The 25,036-nt window shown below is 64.2% G+C and carries 25 protein-coding genes and 1 riboswitch; of the genes, 12 read left to right on the top strand and 13 right to left on the bottom strand.

Annotated features, from left to right (window positions below):
• Nucleotides 1–24 precede the first annotated feature (24 nt).
• Entirely contained in the window at nucleotides 25–570 is a 546-nt protein-coding gene (locus F623_RS0112480) for a phosphatidylglycerophosphatase A (protein WP_018862137.1), read from the top strand.
• 108 nt (nucleotides 571–678) lie between these two features.
• Here the strand turns inward: F623_RS0112480 and F623_RS0112475 are convergent, their stop codons facing one another.
• Nucleotides 679–957 carry a hypothetical protein gene (locus F623_RS0112475; protein WP_018862138.1) on the bottom strand — a complete coding sequence of 93 codons (279 nt, stop codon included), beginning with the start codon at nucleotides 955–957 and terminating at the stop codon, nucleotides 679–681.
• Nucleotides 958–1,079: 122 nt separating this feature from the next.
• Here F623_RS0112475 and F623_RS0112470 point away from each other — a divergent pair, with 122 nt between their 5' ends.
• Entirely contained in the window at nucleotides 1,080–2,528 is a 1,449-nt protein-coding gene (locus F623_RS0112470) for a circularly permuted type 2 ATP-grasp protein (RefSeq protein ID WP_018862139.1), read from the top strand.
• A 1-nt stretch (nucleotide 2,529) separates the two neighbouring features.
• Nucleotides 2,530–3,477, top strand: a complete 948-nt coding sequence (locus tag F623_RS0112465) for an alpha-E domain-containing protein (RefSeq protein WP_018862140.1) — start codon at nucleotides 2,530–2,532, stop codon at nucleotides 3,475–3,477.
• A 63-nt stretch (nucleotides 3,478–3,540) separates the two neighbouring features.
• Here the strand turns inward: F623_RS0112465 and F623_RS0112460 are convergent, their stop codons facing one another.
• Nucleotides 3,541–4,386, bottom strand: a complete 846-nt coding sequence (locus tag F623_RS0112460; protein WP_018862141.1) for a proteasome-type protease — start codon at nucleotides 4,384–4,386, stop codon at nucleotides 3,541–3,543.
• 152 nt (nucleotides 4,387–4,538) lie between these two features.
• Here F623_RS0112460 and F623_RS0112455 point away from each other — a divergent pair, with 152 nt between their 5' ends.
• Nucleotides 4,539–5,123 (top strand): histidine phosphatase family protein, encoded by a 585-nt coding sequence (locus tag F623_RS0112455; protein WP_018862142.1) that lies wholly within the window; start codon nucleotides 4,539–4,541, stop codon nucleotides 5,121–5,123.
• A gap of 69 nt (nucleotides 5,124–5,192) precedes the next feature.
• On the top strand, nucleotides 5,193–5,855 hold the full coding sequence (locus F623_RS0112450; protein WP_018862143.1) for a histidine phosphatase family protein: 663 nt from the start codon (nucleotides 5,193–5,195) through the stop codon (nucleotides 5,853–5,855).
• 137 nt (nucleotides 5,856–5,992) lie between these two features.
• Here the strand turns inward: F623_RS0112450 and F623_RS0112445 are convergent, their stop codons facing one another.
• Nucleotides 5,993–6,442: a host attachment protein gene (locus tag F623_RS0112445; protein ID WP_018862144.1), complete on the bottom strand. Its 450-nt coding sequence runs from the start codon at nucleotides 6,440–6,442 to the stop codon at nucleotides 5,993–5,995.
• A 213-nt stretch (nucleotides 6,443–6,655) separates the two neighbouring features.
• Here F623_RS0112445 and F623_RS0112440 point away from each other — a divergent pair, with 213 nt between their 5' ends.
• A complete protein-coding gene (locus tag F623_RS0112440) occupies nucleotides 6,656–7,237 on the top strand; it encodes a GNAT family N-acetyltransferase (RefSeq protein ID WP_018862145.1) in 582 nt (193 codons plus the stop codon).
• A 28-nt stretch (nucleotides 7,238–7,265) separates the two neighbouring features.
• Here the strand turns inward: F623_RS0112440 and F623_RS0112435 are convergent, their stop codons facing one another.
• From F623_RS0112435 to F623_RS0112410, 6 genes are all read right to left on the bottom strand, one after another.
• Nucleotides 7,266–7,643: a YajD family HNH nuclease gene (locus F623_RS0112435; protein ID WP_018862146.1), complete on the bottom strand. Its 378-nt coding sequence runs from the start codon at nucleotides 7,641–7,643 to the stop codon at nucleotides 7,266–7,268.
• Between the two features lie 74 nt (nucleotides 7,644–7,717).
• Nucleotides 7,718–10,330: a bifunctional diguanylate cyclase/phosphodiesterase gene (locus tag F623_RS0112430; RefSeq protein WP_018868766.1), complete on the bottom strand. Its 2,613-nt coding sequence runs from the start codon at nucleotides 10,328–10,330 to the stop codon at nucleotides 7,718–7,720.
• Nucleotides 10,331–10,478: 148 nt separating this feature from the next.
• Nucleotides 10,479–11,495 carry an alpha/beta hydrolase gene (locus F623_RS0112425; protein ID WP_018862148.1) on the bottom strand — a complete coding sequence of 339 codons (1,017 nt, stop codon included), beginning with the start codon at nucleotides 11,493–11,495 and terminating at the stop codon, nucleotides 10,479–10,481.
• Nucleotides 11,496–11,502: 7 nt separating this feature from the next.
• The gene (locus tag F623_RS0112420; RefSeq protein ID WP_018862149.1) at nucleotides 11,503–13,524 is read right to left on the bottom strand and encodes a site-specific recombinase; all 2,022 of its coding nucleotides are present in this window, start codon (nucleotides 13,522–13,524) and stop codon (nucleotides 11,503–11,505) included.
• A gap of 97 nt (nucleotides 13,525–13,621) precedes the next feature.
• Nucleotides 13,622–16,963: an EAL domain-containing protein gene (locus F623_RS0112415; RefSeq protein ID WP_018868765.1), complete on the bottom strand. Its 3,342-nt coding sequence runs from the start codon at nucleotides 16,961–16,963 to the stop codon at nucleotides 13,622–13,624.
• Nucleotides 16,964–17,081: 118 nt separating this feature from the next.
• The gene (locus tag F623_RS0112410) at nucleotides 17,082–17,711 is read right to left on the bottom strand and encodes an alternative oxidase (RefSeq protein ID WP_018868764.1); all 630 of its coding nucleotides are present in this window, start codon (nucleotides 17,709–17,711) and stop codon (nucleotides 17,082–17,084) included.
• Between the two features lie 293 nt (nucleotides 17,712–18,004).
• Between F623_RS0112410 and F623_RS0112405 the strand changes: the two genes are divergently transcribed.
• Nucleotides 18,005–18,619, top strand: a complete 615-nt coding sequence (locus F623_RS0112405; protein ID WP_012983033.1) for a microcompartments protein — start codon at nucleotides 18,005–18,007, stop codon at nucleotides 18,617–18,619.
• Between the two features lies 1 nt (nucleotide 18,620).
• A complete protein-coding gene (locus F623_RS0112400; RefSeq protein ID WP_018868763.1) occupies nucleotides 18,621–19,202 on the top strand; it encodes an NUDIX hydrolase in 582 nt (193 codons plus the stop codon).
• A 65-nt stretch (nucleotides 19,203–19,267) separates the two neighbouring features.
• Here the strand turns inward: F623_RS0112400 and F623_RS0112395 are convergent, their stop codons facing one another.
• Entirely contained in the window at nucleotides 19,268–19,894 is a 627-nt protein-coding gene (locus F623_RS0112395; RefSeq protein WP_018868762.1) for a TMEM165/GDT1 family protein, read from the bottom strand.
• A 111-nt stretch (nucleotides 19,895–20,005) separates the two neighbouring features.
• Nucleotides 20,006–20,129: riboswitch (yybP-ykoY riboswitch) on the bottom strand.
• Between the two features lie 42 nt (nucleotides 20,130–20,171).
• Nucleotides 20,172–20,516 (bottom strand): hypothetical protein, encoded by a 345-nt coding sequence (locus F623_RS0112390; protein WP_018868761.1) that lies wholly within the window; start codon nucleotides 20,514–20,516, stop codon nucleotides 20,172–20,174.
• 274 nt (nucleotides 20,517–20,790) lie between these two features.
• On the opposite strand from F623_RS0112390, the gene F623_RS0112385 reads away from it, so the two are divergent.
• From F623_RS0112385 to F623_RS0112375, 3 genes are all read left to right on the top strand, one after another.
• Entirely contained in the window at nucleotides 20,791–21,429 is a 639-nt protein-coding gene (locus tag F623_RS0112385; protein ID WP_018868760.1) for a TetR/AcrR family transcriptional regulator, read from the top strand.
• Nucleotides 21,426–21,914 (top strand): DsrE family protein, encoded by a 489-nt coding sequence (locus tag F623_RS0112380; protein ID WP_018868759.1) that lies wholly within the window; start codon nucleotides 21,426–21,428, stop codon nucleotides 21,912–21,914. The genes F623_RS0112385 and F623_RS0112380 overlap by 4 nt, the downstream gene beginning before the upstream one ends.
• A 69-nt stretch (nucleotides 21,915–21,983) precedes the next feature.
• The gene (locus tag F623_RS0112375) at nucleotides 21,984–22,484 is read left to right on the top strand and encodes a DsrE family protein (protein WP_018868758.1); all 501 of its coding nucleotides are present in this window, start codon (nucleotides 21,984–21,986) and stop codon (nucleotides 22,482–22,484) included.
• A 107-nt stretch (nucleotides 22,485–22,591) separates the two neighbouring features.
• Here the strand turns inward: F623_RS0112375 and F623_RS0112370 are convergent, their stop codons facing one another.
• Nucleotides 22,592–22,825 (bottom strand): hypothetical protein, encoded by a 234-nt coding sequence (locus F623_RS0112370; protein WP_018868757.1) that lies wholly within the window; start codon nucleotides 22,823–22,825, stop codon nucleotides 22,592–22,594.
• Between the two features lie 173 nt (nucleotides 22,826–22,998).
• Between F623_RS0112370 and F623_RS0112365 the strand changes: the two genes are divergently transcribed.
• On the top strand, nucleotides 22,999–24,315 hold the full coding sequence (locus F623_RS0112365; protein WP_018862159.1) for a rhodanese-like domain-containing protein: 1,317 nt from the start codon (nucleotides 22,999–23,001) through the stop codon (nucleotides 24,313–24,315).
• 109 nt (nucleotides 24,316–24,424) lie between these two features.
• Here the strand turns inward: F623_RS0112365 and F623_RS0112360 are convergent, their stop codons facing one another.
• Nucleotides 24,425–24,772, bottom strand: a complete 348-nt coding sequence (locus F623_RS0112360; protein ID WP_018862160.1) for an antibiotic biosynthesis monooxygenase — start codon at nucleotides 24,770–24,772, stop codon at nucleotides 24,425–24,427.
• Between the last annotated feature and the right edge of the window lie 264 nt (nucleotides 24,773–25,036).

Genomic DNA, 25,036 nt, shown 5'->3' with positions numbered 1-25,036 from the left:
ACAAGAACAAAGCCAAGGGACATCATGGCCAGGAAGAAGACCGGCGCCGGTGCCGCACCCGCCCAAAGCTCAAAGCCGAAGATGCCGTCGGCGAAGACGGTATTCACCGACCCGATCCATCTGCTGGCCTTCGGGTTCGGAAGTGGCCTGTCGCGCTGGGCACCGGGGACTACCGGGTCGCTCGGCGCGCTGGTGCTCTACTTCGCGATCATGAACTTCCCGGAGTGGGCGTATCTGGCCGTTACCGTGATCGTGGTGATGGCCGGGTTTCATATCTGCGGGGAGAGCGCACGCCGGCTGGGTGTGCACGATCATCCCGGTATCGTATGGGACGAATGGGCGGGAATGCTGATTACCCTGGCCTTCGCACCCGCAGGGCTTGTCTGGATCGTGATCGGATTCCTGCTGTTCCGGCTGTTTGACATCCTCAAGCCGTGGCCCGCCAACTACTTCGATGCCAAGTGGAAGGACGGGCACGGGATCATGATGGATGACGTGGTCGCCGGGCTTTATGCCGGGTTTGCGCTGGTGATTCTCGCCGCGCTGTTCCAGCAATTCTTCGTGCAGTAGCACGCTTTCCGTTGTAATGCCCCTTGATGGGATTCGCTTCGCTCATCCCATCCTACAGCGTGGCACCAACCTCGTAGGATGGGATGAACAACGCGAATCCCATCGGCCCTAACGCCGGGTAAAAAGGGGCAACTCGTGGCGCCGCGCATTGGCCGCGATGAAGCTTCCGCGCCCGTCCTGTTCGGCGTCCAGACCGGCGCGCTCGCTCGACTCCTCGCCCAGAATTGTGGCAAAAAACACCTCCAGCTCGCGGCCCTCCACGCGCAGCCCGCCATAGGATCCGCCATCGGTGGCCGGATACCAGAAAAGACGCGGCTGCCAGTTGCATCCTTGGATCTTCGGATGCTCGTAGAGCGCGATCAGACGCTGTTCGAGGGTGTCGCTCATGGGAACCTCTGGCGGGTCAGGGGGACGAAAGACGTACACCACCCGAGTGCGGCTGTTGCTCGTGGTGCCGGAAAAGGCGCTACTGTAGAGCAAACCATTCCCCGCGTCAGAGGACCCGACGTATGGCGATTGACTGGAAGCAATACGATCCCAAGCCTTTCTTTGATGAACTGATCGCGAAGCCCGGTAAACCGCGCAAACCTGCCAAACCCCTGACCGATTACCTCAGCAGTCTGGACGACACCGAGATCCAGAGCCGCAAGACCGCGGCCGATAGCGCCATCCTCGAAATGGGCATCAGCTTCACGGTCTACACCGAAGGCGAGAACATCGACCGTGCCTGGCCATTCGACATCATCCCGAGGGTGATCACCAAAACCGAGTGGGAGCGCGTGACCAGGGGACTTGAGCAGCGCCTCACGGCGCTCAACATGTTCATCAACGACATCTACAACAAGCAGCAGATCTTCAAAGACAAGGTCGTCCCGCGCTACGTACTGAAGCAGTCCAAGAACTTCCGCGAGCAGTGCGTCGGGATCACGCCGCCGCACGGCGTCTGGGCGCACATCTGCGGCACCGATCTGGTGCGCGACGGCAAGGGCGACTTCTACGTGCTGGAAGACAACCTGCGCGTGCCCTCCGGCGTGTCCTACATGCTGGAAAACCGGCAGGTGACCAAGCGCGTGTTCCCGGAACTGTTCGAGAGCTCGAGCATCCTGCCGGTGGATGAGTATCCAACCCAGCTGTTCGACATGCTGGCCTCGATCTCCCCGCGCCCGCAGGACTACCCGGAGATCGCGGTACTGACCCCGGGTATCTACAACTCGGCCTATTTCGAGCACTCCTTCCTGGCCCAGCGCATGGGCGCGGAACTGGTCGAGGGCGCGGATCTGGTGGTCGGCGACGATGACTGCGTCTACATGCGCACCATCGACGGCCTGGAACGGGTCGACGTGATCTATCGCCGGATCGACGACGAATTCCTCGACCCGGAGGTCTTCAACCCGGAGTCAATGCTGGGTGTGCCCGGCCTGATGCGGGCCTGGCGCAAGGGCAATGTCGGGCTGGCCAATGCCCCCGGGGCCGGGGTCGCCGACGACAAGGTGATGTACGCCTTTGTCCCCGAGGTGATCCGCTACTACCTGGACGAGGAGCCGATCCTGCCCAATGTGCCGACCTACCTGTGCGTGAACGAGAAGGACCGCGAGTACGTGCTTGATCACCTGGACGAGCTGGTGGTGAAGCCGGCCAACGAGTCCGGAGGATACGGGATGCTGGTCGGCCCACACGCGACCAAGAAGCAGCGTGCGGAGTTTGCCCAGTTGATCCAGAAGGACCCGCGCAACTACATCGCGCAGCCGACCCTGGCCCTGTCCGTTGCGCCGACGCTGTGCGGCGACGATATCGAACCGCGCCACCTGGATCTGCGGCCGTTCATCCTGCAGGGCGTGCGCACCGACGTGACCGCGGGCGGTCTGACCCGCGTCGCGATGCGCAAGGGCTCGCTGGTGGTCAATTCCTCGCAGGGCGGGGGCAGCAAGGACACCTGGATCGTGGACGAGGAGAACTAAGATGCTCTCGAGAGTCGCGGAACGCGTGTACTGGATGGCACGCTACGTGGAGCGCGCGGAGAACACCGCGCGCATGGTCACGGCCTTCCATCTGCTGGCGCTGGACATGCCGAAGTCGGTACAGCTCTCCTGGAAGGGCCTGGTCGAGGTGACCGGGAACGACGAGCTGTTCGACAACCACTACCAGCGCGAGGACGAGCGCAACTGCGTGAAGTTCCTGCTGGCCGACGCCGACAACCCCAGCTCGGTGCTCAACTCTCTGCGCGCGGCGCGCGAGAACGTGCGTACCACCCGCGATCTGGTGCCATCCGAGGCCTGGGAGGTGATGAACGAGCTCTACCTGTTCGCGCGCGACGAGATCGACCAGGGCATTGGCAAGCGCGGACGTTTTGAATTCCTGTCGAGCATCATCCAGCGCTGTCAGACCCTGACAGGCCTGCTGGCGGGGACGATGAGCCACGATGCAGCCTATGACTTCATCCGTCTCGGGCGGAATCTGGAGCGCGCGGACATGGGCACGCGCCAGGTGGATGTCGGTGCACTGAAGCTCCTGAAGAAGAACAACGACGACCCGGAGCCCTACGAGGGCCTGCTGTGGACCAGCATCCTGCGCTCCGAGAGCGGCTTTCAGATGTACCGCCAGCACGTGAAGCGGCGGATCAACGGTGTGGACGTGGTGCGTTTCCTGCTGCAGGACAAGGCGTTCCCGCGCTCGGTGACGCATGCCCTGACCCAGGTGCAGGACGCGCTGGAAAGCTTGCCGAACAACGAAGTCCCGCTGCGGCTGGTGATCCAGGCCCGGCGCCACGCGATGAACGCCAGTGTGGACGAACTGCTGGCCGAAGACGGTCTGCACGACTTTGTCGACCGGCTCCAGCAGGACATCGCGGATATCCACGGCGCCAACGCCGAGACCTGGTTCCTGGCGGCCCCTGCACAAGCCGCGTAACTGGCCCCCTCCGAACGCTGGCAGGGACGTTCGCTTGCAAACCCGCTCCCGCAACCAGGGGGATTAGCGGCGGGGCTTCCGGGACTTGGTGGTTGTCTTGGTCGAGCTGGCCTTGCTGCCGCCAGCGGTCTTGCTGGATCCGCGGCTGACTCGCGTCCCGCGCTGCTTGCGCCCGTGCGCGCCTTCCCAGTCGAAACGGGGGAGGTCGGTAAAGGCCCGTTTGATATTCGTGTCCCAGGCTTGCGTCAAAGAGCGCAGGTATTCGTCGTCGGCCTCCATGCACAGGTAGTGGTCGAAGGCGAGGGTGCCGCGCTCGTAGACCAGTACCTCGATCGGTGGCCCGACGGTCAGGTTGGAGCGGATGGTGGAATCGATCGAGACCAGCGCACAGCGGGCTGCATCGCCGAGCGTGGTGTCGTGCTCGATGATGCGATCCAGGATCGGTTTGCCGTACTTGCTCTCTCCGATCTGCAGAAACCGTGTCTGCTGCGAGGTGGTGATGTAGTTGCCCTGGGGATAGATCAGGTAGACGCCAGGGGCATCGTCTGCGATCTGGCCTCCGATGATCAGGGTTGCATCGGCCTGCATGCCGGACCGTGACAGGGCTTCCGAGTGTTTCTCGGTTTCCTCGCGATTCAGGCGCCCCAGGTACTCGGCGGCATCCGACATGCGTTCCACCGTTGCCAGGCTTTCCTCGGCGTTGTCCTCCATATCGCGCTTGAGCCGGTGTACCACGGCCTGCGTGGTGGCGAGGTTCCCGGCGGTCAGCACAACGAACAGACGCTGACCCTCGACCTCGAAGGTATGCATCTTGCTGTAGGTGCTGACCTGGTCGACGCCGGCATTGGTGCGCGAGTCGGAGGCGAACACGAGGCCGTCGTCCAGATCGATGGCGACACAGTAGGTCATGCGAGGGCGGGATTCCGGGCTGGGGAGAACGGCATACTAGGGCCGAGCTGGGGGGGCGTCAACGATCGCGTAGGGCGAACATCAGGCGGTACGGGTGGTCTGAACCATTTGCATGGCGGGTGGGAAACATGAGAGTCGAACGCATATGGCGCATGGCTTTTGTTCTTATCGTGAGTCTGTTCGTTCCGGCGGCGGGCCACGCCGATTCGGAGTTGGCTGCCGAGGCACTGCTCGAGCGCATGCAGGACGGCGGGCTGGTGATCTACTGGCGCCACGCGACGACCGACCGCAGCTACCGTGACCGCGACCTGTCGGACATGTCCCGCTGCGACCTGCAACGCAACCTCAATGATCAGGGCAAGGAAGAGGCGCGCAAGGTGGGCGAGGGCTTCGACCGCCATGCCATTCCTGTGGAGTCGATCCTGAGTTCCGCGTTCTGTCGCAACGTGGACACTGCCCGCATCGCCTTTGGCGAGGACTCCTACGAGATCCGCGAAGATCTGTTCAACGTGCCGCCGGTACGCGATCGCACGCGTCAGGACGAGCTGGTGCGCGCGTTGCAGCGTTACCTGAACACGCCCCCCGAGGATGCCAGCCGGAACGTCGTGATCGTCGGCCACAATATCAACCTGCAGCGGGCGGCCCGGGTGCAGATCGACGAGGGCGAGATCGCGGTCTTCGAACCCGGAGAAGAGCATCCACGGCTGCTGGGCGTGCTGACACCCGACGACTTCTGACCCACCCCGCATCGGCAGCGCCCGGGTTTTTCGTCTACCTATGCAAGGAGACGAACGGGGAGCAGCGCGATGTCGGGACGGGCGTTCTGGATTCTGGGGGCGTTCCTCCTCGGTCTTGTGCCAGTGGGGCTCGGGGCCGAGGAATTGAGCGCGGACCAATTGATCGAGCGCCTCCAGGGCGGTGGGCTGGTCGTGTTCTGGCGTCATGCGGAGACCGACCGCTCGTACGACGACTACGACCTCAGCGACATGGATGACTGTGCGGGGCAACGCAATCTCAGCACCCTCGGCCGCAACCATGCGCGGCGGGTCGGGGATGGCTTCCGCGCGCTGGGTATTTCGGTGGAACAGGTACTTACAAGCCCTTTTTGCCGAAACTGGGAGACCGCCGCGCTTGCCTTCGATGACTACGAGATCCGCTACGACCTGTTCAACCTCCCGTGGGTGCAGGACGAGGCGCGCCGCGCCCATCTAATCGACGGCCTGACACGCCATCTTCACACCCCGCCGAAGGATCCCGCCTCCAACATCGTGGTCGTGGGGCATGACCTCAATTTGCGCCAGGCCGTGGGCCTCGAGATACAGGAGGCCGAACTGGCGGTCTTCGTGCCCGCGCACGATGGCCCCGAGCTGCTCGGGGTTCTGGCACCGGCCGATTTCCCCGAGCCGGACGTTGATCGCATTGCGCCCGTGCCGGGGACCCCCGAGCGCGAGGCCTCCGATCCGGATTAGGAGTGATCTCGCGGTCCGCGTCGCTTCTCACTCTCCACGGCCCGTTGTAAGCCGAAACCGCCTTGTGCCCCGAGATTCGATCCAAATGAAAAGGGCCCGCCTTGGGGCGGGCCCTCGCCGAGGTCGGGCTGGGTAAATTAGTAGAGAAAGTCCGGCAGATGATTGCGCAGGGCGGCCGGGTCCTGGATCTTGGCAACGTTCTTGGCGATCTGGGCGGTGACGATCTGGGATACCTGCGGATCCAGCAGATCGCGAAGGGCCCCCAGGAACTGGGGCGCGGCCAGGATCACCAGTCTCTGGTAGGTGCCTTTGTGATAGCCCGACTTGAGGCGTTCGGCCACTTCGCGGGCAAAGCGGTTGCGCTCATTAACGCTTGGATCGGTACTTTCCTGCATGGCGTGGCGGCCATCGCCACTGGCGCTGCTCCAGCTGCGGCCGGGTCGGTCGGTGACCAGCTCCTGAGCATGTACGCGGGACTCGGAGTGCGTCAGGGTTTCGATCTCGTGCAGACCCTGACAGGCGCGGCCTTCGCAACTGAGGATGCGCGCGCGGGCGGCATCGGCCACAACGATCCATACGGTATCCATACAGTGCCTCCTGTTGGACGGACGTGAATGCCCCGAGGGGCGAAACGGAACACACCAACCGCAGGCGGGCCCGGTTCCGGACTCGAACCCGCGCGGGATCCTGCAACCTTTATCCTTTAGTGTAGATCGTTATGGCTGAGTTTCCTGGTCCTGTGAGGCGTCAAGTCTGTGCCTTCGATGTGCGTCACAGGATGGCCGACAGGGGAGATGTGAATGGACTATACGATCGAGCGTGGCAGGGCCCTGGAGCCGCATCTTGAGGCCATTGCGCGTTTGCGCATCGAGATCTTTCGCGAGTGGCCCTATCTGTATGCGGGCTCGGTCGAATACGAGCGGGACTACCTGGCCGCCTATGTCGATTGTCCGCAAAGCGCGGTGGTACTCGCCTGGGATGGGGATGACCTGGTGGGGGCCTCGACCTCGCTGCCGCTGGCGGCAGCCGACGCCGATTTTCGTGCCCCGTTCGCCCGGAACGGACTGGACCCCGAGCGGTATTTCTATCTCGCGGAGTCGGTCCTGCGGCGCCCATATCGGGGCCAGGGGGCCGGCCATCGCTTCTTCGATGTCCGCGAGGCCGCCGCGCGGGAGTCGGGTTATGGGCATGCGACCTTCTGCGCCGTTATCCGGCCGGATGATCATCCGGCACGCCCGGCTGGCTATCGCCCGCTGGACGACTTCTGGTGTAAACGTGGTTACGAGCCGGCCGAGGGGCTGGTGTGCCACTACCACTGGCCGGATCTGGGCGAGGACGAGGAAACCTGGAAGCCACTCCAGTTCTGGTGGCGGTCACTTTAAACGAGCCCTCGGGGGCACCTCGCAGGCATTATTTCGAGTCGTCATCGCGATTCAGCAGGTCGGCGAGCCCGGCGAACGGGTTGTGGGTCGCCGAGGTGCTGGCGCCCTTTCCTGTGCCAGGGGTCGCGTCGGTGTAGCGCTGGTGTTCGTTGTCGTGGCAGTACAGGCACAGCAGCTCCCAGTTGCTGCCGTCGGACGGGTTGTTGTCGTGGTCGTGGTCGCGGTGGTGCACCGTCAGCTCCTGCAGGTTGGCACGCGTGAACTCGCGTCCGCAGCGCCCGCAGACCCATGGGTACATCTTGAGTGCCTGCTCGCGATAGCCCTGCTCGCGTTCCGCCTTGGAGCGGTGGCTTTGCGCGACCAGTGCGTCCAGCCGTTCGGAAGACCCCTTGCGTTGCTGTCCCATTGTGCCTCCGGCCAGATTGGTTCCGGTACGGGTACCACCACAATAGAACAGCGAGGGCTGTCAGGCGAGGCCTGTCAGTCGTTCGGGTTGTCGGGTGCAGGAGTCGGTGGCGAGCCGGGCAAGGGTCCCGGGCCGGGATGGCCCACGTGGAAGCCCTGGGCATAGTGAATGCCAATGGATTTCACGGCGTCCAGGATCTCGGCGTCCTCCACGAACTCGGCAATGGTACGCACATTGAGATCGCGCGCCAGCGCCGCGATGGAGCGGACGAATGCCTGATCGCGCGGGTCGTGGACCATATTGCGCACAAAATCGCCCTCGATCTTCACGAAGTCGATCGGGAAGCGCTTGAGGTAGTGGAACGACGAAAAGCCCGAGCCGAAGTCGTCGACCGCGAACTGGAACCCCTGCTGTTTCAGGTCGAGTACGAACTGTTCCAGCACGGCCATGTTCTTCACCGTGTCACGTTCGGTGATTTCGAATACCACCTTGGCGGGATCGATACCGTGGTCGCGCGCGAGCTGGCGGACCTTGCCGATGAATTCGCCGATGATCAGCGCGCGTGGGGAGAGGTTGATGAACAACAAGCCCGTGTAACCGGAGCGGCTGACCTCGATAAAGGCCTGTTCGATCAGCACATAATCGAGCTGGTGCATCACCCCCATGGTCTCGGCAACCTCGACGAACTGGCCCGCCGGGATCAATTCGTCGCCCACGCGGATGCGCATCAGCAGCTCGTGGATATGGGCCTCGCCGGTGGCGGTATCCATGATTGGCTGGAAGTAGGGCACGATGCGGCGGTCCTCCAGCGCCTCCATGATCATGATCCCGGTCTCGCCCGCCTCGCGAAACACCGCGGCCACTTCCTCGTCGCTGGGTACGCATACTGCGTTTTTCCCCTCGCGCTTGGCCTTGTACATCATGTTGTCGGCCACCAGGAACAGGTCGCGCGTGTCCTTGCCATGGCGCGGATAGGCGGCGATGCCGATGCAGGTGGTGGCCTTGACGCGCGAGCCGTCGGGGGCAGGGAGCGAGAGGCCGTCGGTGGCCTCGGCCATGTGGGCGGCCAGCTGCCAGGCGGACTGCTGGTCGGTCTCGGGGAGGATCAGCGCGAACTCGTCTCCGCCGTAACGGGCCAGGATGTCCTCGTTGCGGATCGCGTCCTGGATGGTGTTCGCGTAGGCCTGCAGGAAACGGTCGCCGAAGGCATGGCCATAGCGGTCGTTGATGGTCTTGAAGTTGTCGAGGTCCACGACCATGACCGCAAAGGGGTAGCCATGCCCCTCGGCCCGCTTGATCTCGTAGTTGAGCAGTTCCCAGAAGACCCGCTGGTTGTACAGGTTCGTCAACGGGTCGCGGGTGGCGTAGTACTCAAGATCCTGGGTGTACTTGTAGATTGCTTTCACGGATCCAACCAGATTCAGCAGAGTTGAAAGGATGCTCTCGATCACCACGTGGCGGACCGGGTCGCGCACGAGCTCTGACTGCACCCCGATGCCGACTACACCCCCGATGCGCGGGGTATCCAGTACCAGTGACTTGGTCGCCAGTTCGATCTGGCGGGGCGAGAGTTCCATGAGGTGACGGGAGGGGTCGGCCACGTTGTGGCGGACGGTGATGTTCGCGTCCCGGGCGAATTCCTCGGCCGTCCGGATACGGTGCGTGGCCAGGCGCTCCACGGTGCGCCGGGTGGCCTCCGAGGGTTCCGCGCGCCAGAAGATTTCCAGCTCGTAGACGTCGTCGTTGGCCTTGAACAGGGTGAACAGCGTGTAGGCATCGATGATCGTGTTGATCTCGGTCAGCAGTACCCCGATGTACTCGCGCCAGTCACGCACCACATCCGACGTGATGATGAATTTGTCCAGGAGCTTCAGCTCGAACTCGAGGATGTCCTTGTCCACCGCGACCGAGCGCAGTTTGCGCACCAAGTCGTCTACCTGGTCCACCACCTGGTTGAGCTCCACGAACCCGGTGTCGATCGCCTGCGTCTCGACGTGGTTGAGGTCCTTGATCGCATTGACGCGGGTTACCTGATCCTGGAAACGGCGCACCGATCGGGTGATGGGTGCCGTTGCCCAGGCCGCGATCAGTGAGCCCAGCAGCAGCGTGCCCAACCCGGTCCCGAGGAACGTCCAGACCTGCTGGTTGCGCGCCTCGCTGATGGCCGTACCCAGATCCTGGCGCACCTCCAATACTCCGAGCACGTCGCCAGTGGAGGCGTTGCCATGGCAGCTCAGGCATTCGTTGCGAGCACGCAGAGGAAAGGTGTAGTGCAGTTCGCCGTTGTCCTCGCGGCTCTCGATGGCCCCCGTCTCGAATGCATGCTCGATCCGTTCGTGCCACGTGGGCTGCTCCACTTCGCCATACAGGGCCGCCACCTTCTCGCCGCGATAGAAGTCCAGCCGTAGCGGTGTATCCGCCAGGGACTCCTCGATCCCGGCCGAGAAGGCCTCCAGCTGCTCGCGGGTCCAGCCCTCGCGCATGATCTGAAACATCGAGGCGAATGTCTGGTGGGCGATGCCGCTGGCGGTCTGCTCCGCCTGGCGCGTCATCGTGCGCTCGTAGATCAGCGTGGAGGTGATGTGCACTGCCAGGAAGACGAGCAGGGCCACGCCCATGATGGCCGTGATGATGAACAGCCGCAGTCGCAAGGCCCGGCGCGGGGATACGGGACGTTCCGCGGACATCGATGAGTGCCTTCCTGGACGCGATTACAGGGGCCCGAGTATGAGATAACTCATACCCGTGTACTTTGATCTGTATCACATTCCATTCCCGGGCGGGCCGGCCATGTGCCGTTTGCCTGCCGGGTGGTCGCCCTGCGCCTGGTCGCGATCAGTGCTGTTCGTCGAGTTCTCGCAGGTTTTGCACCATGGTCTCCGGGGCGCGTTCATGGCCGGAGGGCAGGGTGGCCTCGGGGTCCAGCATCCAGGTGACAAGATCCGCGAAGGTGTCGTCCGCTCGGGTGTAGCGCGTGAGCATGTGGTAGCCCTCGGGGTAGAGCACCATGCGGTGGCCGGGATTGCCGGTCGCGGCCAGGTGTTCGGCCAGCGCGGCCGTGGGCCCTGGTGGTACCAGGTCATCCTTCGCGCCATAGAGCAGCAGGCTTGGGGCGGGGAGAGCACCCCCGGCGTTCAGCGCACGCCCCATTAGCGTGGTCAGACCATCCAGGGCATCGATGCGGGCATCGCGGAGGACGAGCGGGTCGTCGCGCATCTGCTCCAGGACCGCCGGGTCATCGGTGGGCCGGATGTCGAACTCCGCCGCCATCTCTCCCGACAGTCGCATGCCGGGGGCCAGGCGCGCGCCGACCCAGAGACCAAAGCGCTGATACCAGGGCATTTGATCGCGGCTCCAGACGGCCGGGCTGATGAGAATGGTCCCGCGCATGGGGGGCAGGTCGTCCCCGGTGGCGGCCAGCACGGCCACGCCGCCGCCCATGCTCTTGCCGATCAGGTGGGGTGGCTGCTCCGGATAACGCTCGGCCAGCATGCGCAGCGCCGAGCGGGCATCCTCGGCCAGGGTCTCGTAGCCCGCCCAGCGGCCGACATCGCGGTTGGCGCCGAAGCCACGCTGGTCATACGCGTAGACCGCGATTCCGTGTTCGGCCAGGGCCTCGCCCAGCGGCGCCATGCTGCCGCCGTGGTCATTGAAGCCGTGCAAAACCAGCGCGACACGGCGGGGTTCCTCCGGGCCCCAGCGTTGCAGCGGCAGACGGGTCCCGTCCGCGGCCTTGAGGACCTCGGCGTCCGGGCGCTCCTCCAGGGCGTCGTCCGCGTCCGGGTATGGTGGGCTGCCGGCGCAGGAGGCCAGCCAGAAGGTTGCGAGGACGACCCACCAGACGCGCATCATGGCGAGTTCACCTGGGCGGTGCCCCGTCACCTTCCTGTGTCGCGCCATCCCGGGGCGGGAGCAGGAATTGCGCCGGATGCTGGCGCAGGTGCCGGCCATAGGCCTTCAGTACGCGGTCGAAGGCCCCGATACGCACGCCGCGGGCGCGCAGGGCGACGTACAGGGCGAGGCCAAAGCTGACCCACAGGTTGACCGCGCCAATCAGCAGCACGAACACCAGGAACAGCAGGAAGGTGAACATGCCGATGGACTCGCTGGCGGTCACGTAGCCGAGGTTCGCGGAGGCGAAGGCCACATGCTGAATGTCCAGCGGCAGGTTCAGCAGGTAGCCGACAAAACCGGTCATGCCCAGCAGCATGCCGAACAGGAAATTGCCCAGCACCGCGCCGTAGTTGTATCCGACCCAGTCGGCGAGTCGATGGCGCGTGGTGGTTGGCAGCAGCCGTTGCAGCAGTGGGTGTTCGCGCAGACGACCGGGCAGATCGAGATAGGCGCAGCGGTTGTCGAAGAAGCCGGCGATCAGGCCGGAGACGAACAGCCACACCCCGGCGATGGCCGCGAAGAACAGCGCCAGGCCCATGATCGGGCGCAGGCCGTCCAGCAGATAATCCGCCTCGGCGCCCGACAAAATCGGTGTGCCGAAACCCCAGGCCGCGAGGAGTCCGATCAGCAGTGCTGTGGGGAGCGCGACGCCCACGTTGCCCAGCACGGCCGCGAACTGGGAGCGTCCGACCCGTACCAGCAGTTCCGCGAGTTTCGAGGCGTCTGCGGTGCCGCGTTCGTTCTCCTCGATCGCGGCCGCCAGCCGCGCGGCGGTCATCGCTGGCTGTTTGGTCGCGACGGTGAAGTGAAGGATGTGGATCAGCACGAAGCCCAGGCCGTAGTTCAGGCTGACCCACAAGGCGTTCCAGCCCTCGGACAGGCCCAGGGATTCCACCTGGATCTTGATCAGCGCCATGAAGGCGATGATCAGGCCCGCCCCGGCCCCCGAGCGCAGCATCATCAGATATTCGCCACGATCACGGGTGATGTAGTGCTCGCCGGTATCGGAGACATGCTGGGTGATGCTGCGCGAGACCAGGCGGATGTTGTCCTGCCACAGCGCGCGCAGCCCATGGCGACGGGCACTGGTCGTGACCAGCTCGCGGAACACGCCCACCGCGGTGGCTCGGGTGTGTGCCTCCTCACGCGGTTCCAGCAGGTCCAGCAGCTTGTGGATTCGCGACAGCGTCTGGTCCAGGCGCTCCAGCAGGTGGGTCAGCGACAGGCTGCTGCCGTGCGTGATCGCGCGCCGACGCAGGCGCAGGATCTGATCCCCGCACTGCTCCAGCAGCACTCGTGCGTGGGCGTCGTCCATGCGTTCGTGGCTGGGGTCCTGCAGCCAGGCGCGGTAGTCGCGCACATAGGCGGAGATCTCGCGCTCCTGTGCGACGAAGGCTGAGTTGCGCTCGGCAATCGACGGGTCCAGGCGCAGCAATTCCGGTTCCAGCTCCTCGGCTGCGATCCAGATCGAGAGCATCTCCAGGGCGTAGAGCGTCTCGCTGCGAGCGCGGTCCAGAACGCCGGGGTGTTCGCCTGACAGGCAGCCCAGTGCCCCGAGCAGACGTGACCAGGCATCGTCCGGGAGCGCGGATACCCAGATGGCGTCATCGGGGTCGTGGAAGACGTGGTAGAGGACGTCCCGGAGATCCGTACGTTCCATCGGGCGCGGGTTGATGCGCTCGTACAGGAGTTCCGCCGCCTCGCGGAAGAAGCCCTTGCGGGAGAACAGGCCCACACCGGTGTACAGCGTCAGGTGGCGGGCGTCCTCCAGCCCGGCCTCCAGGCGCTCGCGCAGCCTTTCACGTACTTCCGGCTGCTCGTTGAGCGCCAGTGCAAGGCTTTCGATGCGGGCAATGACCGGTGCGACGTTGCGCGGGCTGGCCGGGCGCAGCCAGTCAACGATGCGACGCAGGGTCTCGGCGAGATCGCACTGACTGTCATCTTGCAACGCGTCCAGCAGCTGTGCGGCATCGTCCGGGTTCTGCATAACGCTCCCTGCGCAATCGGAATGCGCCCATTATACGGACAGCACAGGCGTGTTCAGCGTGCCTCGAGCGTTGGGGTCCTCCGCACGAGGAGGCGTTCTAGGCCGGTACTCCCTGGTATCGGCGTAGCCATTTAGCGAACGCATCGGGCGGCTGGGGGCGGGTGGCGAGGTAACCCTGATAGGCATCACAGCCCATTTGGCGCAGCAGGTCCAGGTGCTCCTCGGTTTCGACACCTTCGGCCAGGACTTCGAGCCGCAGGCCGTGGCCCATCGTGATGATGGCGGCCGTCAGCTCGCGGTTGTCTTCGTGCGCGACCAGATCCCGGATGAAGCGCTGATCGATCTTGAGTTTGTCGAGCGGGAAGTGCTGTAGATAGGCCAGCGACGAATACCCGGTGCCGAAATCATCGATCGACAGCCGTATCCCCAGGGCCCGCAAGGCCTCCAGCGTATTCCGGGAGGCCTGGCTTTGCTGGATAATCGTGCTCTCGGTAATTTCCAGCTCCAGGTGATGTGCCGGGAGTCCTGTTTCCGCCAGTGTCTGGCGGACGACATCGGGGACGTCCTGCAGTAGAAACTGTTGTGGCGAGAGGTTGATGGCCAGCGCGTCCAGGTCCATGCCTTCGTCGCGCCACGTTCGCATCTGGCGACAGCCTTCTCGCAGTACCTGCTCGCCGATACCCGCGATCAGGCCGCTGTCCTCGGCCACCTCGATGAACTCGGAGGGCAGGATCAACCCCTGTTCGGGATCCCGCCAGCGCAGCAGGGCCTCCGCGCCGATCACCCGGCCGTCGGCAATGCGGATGAACGGCTGATAGTGCAGCTCGAATTCCTCCTGCGCGATCGCGCGGCGCAGTCGGTTCTCCAGGGACAATCGCTCGACCGCCTGTCGGGTCAGGTCCTGCGTGTAGAACTGGTAGTTGTTACGGCCCTGCTCCTTGGCCTCGTACATCGCGCTGTCGGCGTTGCGCATCATCTCTTCCAGCGTGTTGCCGTCGTTCGGGAACACGCTGATGCCGATACTGGCGCCGATGAAGACCTCATACCCGCTGGGCAGGGAGAACGGCGCGGCCAGACGGGTGATCACATCCTGCGCCACGGTGCCGGCGTCCTCGGGGCGCTCGATTCGGCCCAGTAGCACGGCGAACTCGTCACCCCCCAGGCGGGCAAAGGTGTCCTCCCCCCGCAGCCGCAATGCGAGGCGTTCGGGGATCGCCGCCAGGAGCTCGTCGCCGACCGAATGGCCGAGGCTGTCGTTGATCGCCTTGAACCGGTCAAGGTCGATGATCAGCACCGCGATGCGTTCCCCGTGGCGTTTGCTGTGTTCGATGGCTTTGTCCAGCTTGAACTCGAACAGGGCACGGTTGGGAAGATCCGTCAGGGTATCGTGGTGAGCCAGGTATTCGAGGCGATCCTGGCTTTGCCTGATGTCGGAGATGTCCGTGAATATGCCGACATAGTGGGTCGTTTCATTCTGGGCGTTGCGTACGGCGTTGATCGTGAGCCACTCGGGATATTCTTCTCCACTCTTGCGGCGGTTCCAGATCTCGCCCTGCCAGTGTCCGGAGGTGCGCAGGGCTTTCCACATCGCCCTGTAGAACGATGATCGGTGACGAGCGCTGCGGATCAAGGCTGGCGTTTGTCCCAGGACTTCCTCTTCCGTGTAGCCGGTGATCTCCGTAAAGGCCGGGTTGACGGACACGATACGGGCATCCGGAGCGGTCACCATGATCCCGTCGTGCGTGTGGTCGAACACCATGGCGGCTTGAACGAGCGCGGTCTCGTTGCGCTTTCTTGCGCTGATATCTTGGAACGCCCCCTGAACGGTGCGGATGCTGCCCGTCTCGTCGCGTACGGGCTCGCCGATTGTGCGGACCCAGACGCGATCGCCATGCGCGTCTATGATCTGCAACTCCTCGTCGAACGGGACGCCGTTCTCGGCGCAGGCCGAGAAAACCCGGCGGATGTGATCCTGGTACTCCGGTGCGTAGTAGCCGACACCCTGATCTACCGGCACGCTTCTCGCCTGTGGCAGGCCATGAATCCGCGCCACTTGATCGGACCAGTGCACGACGCCTGCTTCCAGATCAGCCTCCCAGCCGCCGACGTTCCCGATGCGTTCGGCGATCTCGAGCAGCCGCTGGCTGGACGCCAGACGCAGCTCGAACTGTTTGCGGTCGTGGATGTCCTGGAATGCACCGCGCAAACGCACGACAGCCCCGTCGACCACCTCGGGCTGGCAGTTGGCCCGGGTCCAGATCTCGGTGTCATCGGCACGGCGCAGGCGCAGTTCCAGGTCATAGGGGGTTCCATGATGGATGGCCTCTTCGATCGCGCGGCGGAGCATGGGGCGGTCATCGGGATGAAAGAGCCCGATGGCCTCTTCCAGTGGCGGCTCGATTCCGGGGGGCAGGCCGAGAATGCGCTGCGTCTCGGGCGTACAGACCACCGCTTGTGTGGTCAAATCCATCTCCCAGCCACCGACCCTGGCGAGGCTGCTCGTGGACTGCAGCAGCGTCTCGCTTTCGCGCAGGGCCTGTTCCGCCTGCTGATGCTGGGCGGCCAGAATCGCCAGCTCGTGCTGCGCGCGTTCGGCGGCCTCGGTGCGGTTGCGGGCCCGGTGCAGCTGATGCAGGGCCGCACTGAGGGTCAATGCCAGGACACCACCGAACACCAGGATCAGTGACGGAAAGAAAGCATCTTCCACACCCCTTTCGCGTAGCGCATTGCTTAGCGCCTGCCACAACAGCAGAGAGACGGTAACGACCGCGATACCCGCCGGGATGGGTATCCAGGCCAGCGGGTCCATTTCCAGCTCGGTGGCCTCCCGCCAGGCCAGTGCCAGCAGCCCGAAACCGAGGACGAGAAACCCGAGGGAGGTCTGAATCGCCATTTGTGTCAGGACACCCCAGCCATAGGCGGTGGGGAGTCCGATCACGTATCCGGCCAATGCAACCAGACCCAGCCCCAGCACCAGGGCGGCGAGCACCGCCTTCGCCATCGGGGCCCAGACCTGTCCGCGCAGCCAGCCGTTCAGGGCCAGGCCGGTGCCTGCCAGGAAAAAGCTCAGCGCGGTATTGGGTGCCATGCGACCGGCGTGCGAGGTCTGCACGGTGAGATCATGCCGCATGAGCAGCTCGTCGATCCCGAGGTCCACCGCCAGGATGTACTGCGACAGGCTGAACAGCCCGAGCAGCCCGGTAATGGCGCCCAGTACCGCGGCACTGCGCGGGCGCTGGGCCAGAAACAGGAGCAGCGAGCCACCAGCCAGCACAAAGGCCAGGGCCGTGTTGTACTGCACCGGCGCCCAGTCCGGATGGACCTGGACCAGCAGGGTCCAGCCCGTGTGCCAGCCAAGAAGAACCATGACGCCCAGCACCACCGGCAAGGCGCCGGCGGCCAGTGTCAGGCCACCAAGGGTGTTCAGGGACGTTTTCATGGCTACGTCTATCCGCAGTCCCCGATTGCAGCGTATGTGCGCGTAAGTCTCAAAGTATCAGGAAATGAGTACGGACAGGGAATTCAAGGGTGGCCAGGATCAGCTGCCGCTCGGTCGTTCAGGATTTCTTGCCCAGCAGGTCGGCGAAGCCGTGGTTGACGTCGCGATGGCCCGCCTCGTCTTCACGCACAGCGCGGATCACATCCATCAGGCGCGCGTCCTCCGGCAGGCCCCAGTACTGGATGGCCCGTTCGGGAGCGGGGATGTTCTCGATCGCACCGGTTTCCACTTCCTCCAGGTACTCCGTGTAGCTGGCCACCGCCTCTTCCTCGAAGTAGCCCACGATGCGATGGGCCGTCCGTGAGGAAACGACATAGATCAGGAAGTACAGCGTGTAGAAAAAACCCTGCGCCAGGATAATCAGGACCCGTTCGAACCAGTTGGGCGAGGCGATCTCGATGAAGGTGAGCAGGTGCATGCGCTCGTTTTCGGCCTCGTCCATCAGGGTGCGGATCCAGCCGTGGTCGTCCTCCATGCGCCGCAGCGAACGCAGATGCTGCAACGTGGCGCCGACCATGCCGGGTACGCCGGCAACGGTTTCCAGCACGACCGCACGGTGGCCGTAGCGGCGAGCAAACACGGTATCGGCAAACAGGCGCATCAATGAGGTAAAAGCCCGTGCGACACGGTCGGAGAGATCGCGCGGTGCGTGATGGCGGGTCAGGTCCGTTTCCCGGTCGATGGTCATGCATGCTCCCGGTATGGGTGGCGAGAAGCATGGACGCTTCGTCCTTGAGCCTAGAAGCGGTCAAGCGAAATGTCTCTGGTACATTTCACAGATTGGGGGCTCTGCACGCTTCCGAGACGGCCGCCCGACATTGAGCTTCGCGGGCGGTGCGTTCACAATACGCCCCTCTATTCTCCCGTGTGCGCGGACAAGCCGGCGGTTTTCTGGCGGCTCAAACGCGTGTGTGCGGGTTCCCGCGCGGGCTCGGGCCGCGCCACGCGGGATAACGGGGCGTTGCCCCGGTGAGCAAATCGATGATCAAGCTGCGCACCTACGTCTACATGGATTCCCTCCAGCCCCAGCTGGCGGAATACATGGCCACCGTCTCCCAGGGCTTCCTGCCCGTGCCGGGGGACGCGTGCCTGTGGGTGGAGGTCTCGCCGGGCATGGCCGTGCACCGGCTGACCGACGTCGCGCTGAAGGCCACCCGGGTGCACCTCGCACAGCAGGTCGTGGAACGCGAGTTCGGCTCCATGGTGATCCACCATCGCGACCAGAGCGATGTGCAGGAGGCCGGGCGCGTCCTGCTGCAGCGCCTGGGCGCGGATCAGTCCGAACGCCAGCCCTGCCGTATCCCGTGGCAGGAAACCATCCGCGGCATGACGCCGGACCACACGGTGCTGATCAACCGCCAGAACCGGCGCGGCAACATGATCCTGCCGGACCAGAGCATGTTCATTCTCGAGGCGGAACCCGCCGGCTACATCATCTATGCGGCCAATCAGGCCCTGAAGGCATCCCATGTGTCGCTGATCGACGTGCGCGCGGTGGGCGCGTTCGGTCGCCTGACGCTGGCCGGCTCCGAGGCCGACATCGACGAGGCGGCGCGGGCGGCGATCCACGCCTTGCACAACCCCGCAGGGACGTAGCATGCATCGCGCGCAACTGCTGGATCTGCTGGCCCGTCATCAGACGCGGTTCATCGAGGAAGCGGGCTTTGTCAGGCGTGCGCTTGAGTTTGTTGGGCAGCACCCGGACTGCTTTCACTGCGACCTGCTTCCGGCGCATGTAACCGGGTCGGCCTGGGTGGTCAGCCCCGACCGCGAGCGGGTCCTGCTGTTGCTGCATGGCAAGCACCATCGCTGGTTTCAGCCAGGCGGGCACGCCGACGGGCAGGCCGACATCCTGCAGGTCGCCCTGCGCGAGATCCACGAGGAGACCGGAATTCCCTCGGAGCATATCCACCTGGTGGCCGAGGACGTCTTCGACCTCGATATCCATACCATCCCGGCGAGCCCGCACTTCCCCATGCACGAGCATATCGACGTGCGCTTCCTGCTGGAGATCGACGACCGCCTGCCGGTGCCGGGCAGCCACGAATCGCACGACATCCTCTGGGTTCCGCTGCAACACGTCTCGCGCTTCAACAACAGCCGGTCGTTGTGGCGCATGGTGGAAAAGACCCGCCAGCTCCGTACCTGGGTGCACACCCACCCGCGTCGTCGGTACTAGCCGGAGGGGTATGGGCGCTCACCCTCCCGGGTCGAGGCCCAGACCCCGAGCCTCCCTGCTACCCGCTACTGGTGGTTCTCCACGGCGCGCAACAGCCACTCCGACAGATCCGGCAGGCCCAGATCCGGCATCCAGCCTCCGGCCTCGGCCCACGTCCACAGACCAATCAGCAGGAACATGCCGGAAGCGATGTAGCGCATCGTGGCGGCCGGGATGCGCTCGGCAAAGCGCTTGCCGAGAATCAGGGCAGGGGTGGTGATCAGCAGGATGCCAACCGTGGCCCCCAGCACGACCGGTAGCAGGGCCCCGGAAGCCCCGGCGAGGGTGATGACCGCCAGCTGGGTCTTGTCGAGCATCTCGAATATGAAGAAGGCGACGGCGGCCGCGAGGAAGGCGCTGCGTGCGCGTGTGTCTTTCTCGAATTCGTCGTCCTCGGGGATCAGCACCCACACGGCCATGACCAGGAATGCCGTGCCGACCACCCACAGGTGCCAGTCGGTCGAGATCACCGCGAACAGCCAGATGCCCGCCACAGCGGACAGCAGCTGATTCAGGAACAAACCGGTGGCCATGCCCCAGAAGACGGCCCAGGCGCTGCGGCAGCGCATGCCGAACAGGGCGGCCAGAAACATCGAACGATCACCGATCTCGGCGATGGCAACCGCCACAATGGAGAGCAGAAAGAGTTCCATGGATACAATCCGGGGCGAGCGGCACGACACAACCAGTGACACCGCTATCGCCGCCCGCCCACGGGCCAGGCTCGCCAGCAGGCGAACCGGATGTCGGTGCCACAGGTCTCGTCAGGCCGTTCAACGAAAGCGCACCCAGGCGCCTTCGGGTGGGCTGCACACGCCACGGCCATGAGGCCAAGTCTGTTGACGTGTGCCTCCGGCGCGGATGGCCGGAGCGACTACTCCCCTGAGGGTGCGCGCACTATAGCCATGCGGCGGCGGAAATGTCCAGGGATCATGTGACGGGTCGCCAGTCCTCGTGGCCGCAGCTCATGCAGTGATAGTACCCCTCGAAATGGCCTGGATGCCCGGGCTGTTCGCGCAGGGTGTCCGGCTGATAGGCAAAGGCCCGCAAGGTGCAGCGTGGGCACTTGACTGCTTCGGTGGTGGGCTCGCGTGGCGGCTTGCGCGCCGGTTCCGGGTGCACAGGGGCGGCCGCCTCCGATGGCAAATGGTCCAGGGCCTCCTTGATCTGCCCCACCAGCTGGCGGGCCGCCTCTTGCTGGTCCTCGCGAGCGAGGGCGGCCAGCTGTTCCAGTTGCTGGCGGATCGTGGTACGTGCGGGCGTCGGTTCGGTCATGGCGTTATCCGAGATCTCCCTTGAGTACAGTTTGGACCTGGCGTGGGCCGAAAGAGTCAGGCCTCGACCGGCACGCAGTCATCCACAATGTAACGATCCAGACCCGGTCGCGTGCCTGCTGTTGAGGGTATGCAGGGTGGTCGGAGGGTTCATTGGCGGGTCTCCCTCAGCCAATGGTGGCAGAACGCCGCGCATTTCGCCCGTCTTCGGTGCGGGGTGGCAATGGCCGATGATCCCGCTTATATTAGAACGAAGGTTCGTTCGGTTTTTGCTCATGTCGACGGTTGTGAACAAGAAGCTGCGCGGTGAGGTGTTGCGCCAGCGTGTGCTGGAGACGGCCCTGGAGCTGTTCAGTACGTGTGGCTACTTCAACACGTCTATCCACGACATCCGTCGAGAGGCGGATGTCTCGATCGGTTCCATCTACCACCACTTCGGCAACAAGGAGGCGTTGGCCAAGGCGCTCTACGACGAGCTGCTGGAGCGCATGGATGCCGGGCTGCGCGAGGTCATGGAGCGGGAGCGTGGTTGCCGGGCACGCTGCGACGGCATCATCGCCTTCATGTTCCGGGCGGCGACCGACGATCCGCGCACCATGCGCTTCGTGCTCGAGTCCCGTCATCGCGAGTTCCTTCCGGACGAGCCACCGGTGTGTTCGTCGCGGCCCTTCATGCGGATGCGCGAGTGCATCGAGCAGGGCATCGCCTCTGGCGAGGTCTGCCCCATCGAGGTTCCGGTCGCCGCCACGGCGGCTTTTGGCGGGGCGATCCGGCTGCTCCACCTGCACCTGGATGGTGTCCTCGAAAAACCTCTGTCGCGCTATCTGGCGTCGATGCAGGACGCGGCCTGGCGGGCGATTGCGAGTGATCCGCCTGCGCCCGCAAAACATCTCACCAAGGAGACCGAAGAATGAAGCTGCTGGCCGTTCTTTACCTGACCCTGACGCTGTCCGTGGTGTCACTGTCCGCACAGGCGGAACCGACTGATACCCGGGCCCTGGAAGGGGTCGATCAGGGCCGGGTCGTGTTCGACCTGAACAACAACGACCCCGAACTGCTCGCGCTGTACCTGATGGTGATCCGCGAGACCTTCGAGGATCTGACCGATCAGGGCGTCGAGCCCGACATGATCCTCGCCTTTCGCGGTCGCGCGGTGACCATGATCGGCGAGGACCGCGAGCGCTTCGAGTTGACCGAGTTCGATCACCTGGACGCGATCGAGGGACATATCGCCGCGCTGAAGGGGAAGGGCGTACGGATGGAGTCCTGTTCCGTGGCCACACGGCTGTTCGGTGTCGATCACGGCGAACTGCTGCCCGGCATCGAGCCGGTGCGCAATACCTTCGTCTCGCTGACCGGTTACCAGGCCCAGGGCTACGCGGTGATCCCGATCTACTGAGCCGCGCACTGCGGCAATATCGGGTCCGAAAACAAGAAAAGGACTCCAACCCCAAAGGAGACATAGCTGATGCGAAACCGAATCATGATCCTGCTGCTGGCCCTGCTGCTCCCGCTCGGGCTGATCTCGAAGGCGAATGCAGAGGGTCTGGACAACCGCGAGGCCACCCAGGGCATCGAGACCATGCGCGCGGTCTACGACATCCGCAAGTCCGACCCCGACGTGATGCTGGCCTACCTGCGCGGCATCGCCACCAACCACGAGAACCTGGTCAAGGAAGGCGTGGAACCGGACCTGCGCATGGTGTTTATCGCCGAGGTGGTCAAGTTCATCACCACCGATCCGGAGCCCGAGATCGCGATGGACCATGGCGACACGCTGGGGGAGATCGCGAAGGCTGTTGAGCGTCTGGACGAGTTGGGCGTGCGTATGGAGGTTTGTGCCGCGGCGACGCGTGCCTATGGAGTGGACAACGACAAAGTCCTGGATGCGATCAAACCGGTGCGCAGCGGCTTCATCGCTGTCATGGGCTACCAGAACCAGGGTTACGCACTGGTCCCGGTCTACTGAGTACCTCCGAGACCCAGCATTCGGGCCCGGTTAGCCGTCACAGGGAGGTGGCGGCCTTTTGGGGGAGGGTCACTGGAATCGCCCCCCGGCGCCTCCGCGGGTGCCCCTTACAGCCCGATCAGTTCCGCGTTCAACCCGTTTGCCGTCACCGTATCCAGCAGCTGCCGGCTGTTGACCCGTGCCGGGTCGTATTCCACCACCAGTAGGTGAGGCCGATTGTCGTGGCTGGAGGCAGCCATGACGCCGTCCAGAGACCGTAACTCGTCCTGAATGCGTTCACGGACGACGCGGTCGATCGCTTCGTCAATGTGGATGGTGGCATCCGCCATGTGCTGATTCATCAAGACTTCCTCCCGGTAATTCCGGCCAGACCTACGGCTCGACTATAGACCCGTAACCGCCAATGGCCCACGTCGCCGGAAGCCCAACCACAAGAGGGTATCGCTGATGTGGAAGCGGCCGCACAGGCTGTCTATGTTCTGGAGATGGTCTCTTCAATTGGTAGGTGGATAACATGCGCGCACATTGGCTGGTTTTGATGCTGTTCGCGGTGGGCGGTGTGGCCCATGGCGAAGAAATCTCTGCGGATGCGCTGGTCGATGATGCGCGGTCGGCGACCAGCGAGATCGATCGCGAAGGGGTGGCAAATCTCATCACGAACGAACCAGATCACGTTCTGATTGATGTGCGCTCTCACCAGGAGATCGAGATGGGTGGCGGGCAGATTCGTTCGCATCTCACACTAAACATTCCGCGTGGCGAACTGGAGTTTCGCATCGCGGGCGAGGTGTCCGAAAAAGACACGCCGATCGTCGTCTACAGCGAGGAGAATCGGCGTTCCGCGCTGGCGGCTCAGACGCTCCAGAGCATGGGCTATACCAATGTGCACAACTACGCGGGCGGCTTCCGCGAATGGCAGGAAGCCGACGGGCCCCTGTACGTGCTCGACAAGGCACTGGATTCCTTCCTCTACGCCATGCCCCAGGAGGTGACCGATGGCGTGTGGTCCGCGATCGGTGCCACCCAGCCTTCGACCTACGAGAACTCGGGCCATAACAACAACCTGTCGTTCATCATCACCGACGACGGCGTGGTGGTCATGAACGCCGGCGACAACTACCTGCTGGCCCAGTCCCTGCACGAGGAGATCAAGAAGCTCACTGACCAGCCGGTGAAGTACGTGGTGCTGGAAAACGCCCAGGGGCACGCGATGCTCGGCATGACCTACTGGCAGGAGCAGGGCGCCACCGTGATCGCGCACGAGGACGCCGCGCGCGAGATCGAGCAGAACGGCCAGCGCAGTCTGGAGGGTGCGCCGAACCGCACCCGCGACAAGGCGTTTCTGACCGAGCTCGGCACGCCGGACAAGATCTTCGAGGATCGCGTCGAGCTGGATATGGGCGGCGAGACCATCGAGGTGCTCTTTCTCGGCCCCGCGCATGCCCCGGGGGATATCGCCCTGTGGGCGCCGGATCGCAAGACGCTGATCACCGGCGACCTCGCCTTCCACGAGCGCATGCTGCCGATCTTCGAGTATACCGACACCGCCGGCTGGATCGAGACCTGGGACAAGCTGGAGGCGATCGAGGCCGACTACATCATCCCGGGCCACGGTGGTCCGGTGACCGACTTTGAGCAGCTGCGCAAGTACACCCGGGACTACCTCGTCTTCCTGCGCGGGGAGGTGCAGGAGATCATCGACACCGGCGGCACGCTGAACGACGCTTACAACATTGACCAGTCGGCCTACCGCCACCTGGACACCTACGACGAGCTCCACCGCCAAAACGCCGGGCGCGTCTTCCGCGCGATGGAGTTCGAGGGCTTCTGAAGCCTGTTGACGGGGGTTGCGCCTCGCCGCTACTTCAACTTCAGCTGGTCGCGGATCTCCGCGAGCAGTGTCTCCTTGTTGCTGGGGGCGAGCTGCAATGATCAGCGTTTCAGGAACCGTGGGCGGCGCGGGAGTCCGATGGCGCCTGGTCGCGGTCGTGCATGCCGTAGTCGCGCACGACCTCGGCCACGCGCAAGCGGTAGTCGACAAAGATGCCGCCGCGCCCGGCCGCCTGCACCTGGCGGTGCGCCTCCAGATTACGCCACTGACGCACCGCGTCCTCGTCGCGCCAGAACGACAGTGACAGCACCTTGCCCGGCTGGCTCAGACTCTCGAAGCGCTCGATGGAGATGAACCCCTCCACATCCTTCAGGTGCTCGCGCAACTGCGCGGCCGCATCCAGGTAGTCCTGTTTGCGCTCGGCATGCGGTTCCACTTCAAAGATCACGGCAATCATGGCGGCTTCGCTATCGGCGGGATGGAGCGCCGATTAAACCACGCCAGAGTCGGCTAGGGAGACGCTGATTTAATCGCACGTCCGCGTTGGTGCCCCCTGTTTTCCGAGACAAGGCGCGTCGTGCAGCGGGTAGTGGTTCTACCCGCCCGTTCTTGATGGATTCGGGGCGCAACGCAGGATCGGGGAACAGGGGGCACCAACCCCACAAGCCATCGAAAGCAGGGGCTCGGCCGCCCGTTGTTGATCAAAAACGGGCGCGCGCAC

It is taken from the genome of Thioalkalivibrio sp. ALD1, from assembly GCF_000381245.1.
GTDB lineage: Bacteria > Pseudomonadota > Gammaproteobacteria > Ectothiorhodospirales > Ectothiorhodospiraceae > Thioalkalivibrio.
This window is presented reverse-complemented; position numbering and strand designations above follow the sequence as displayed.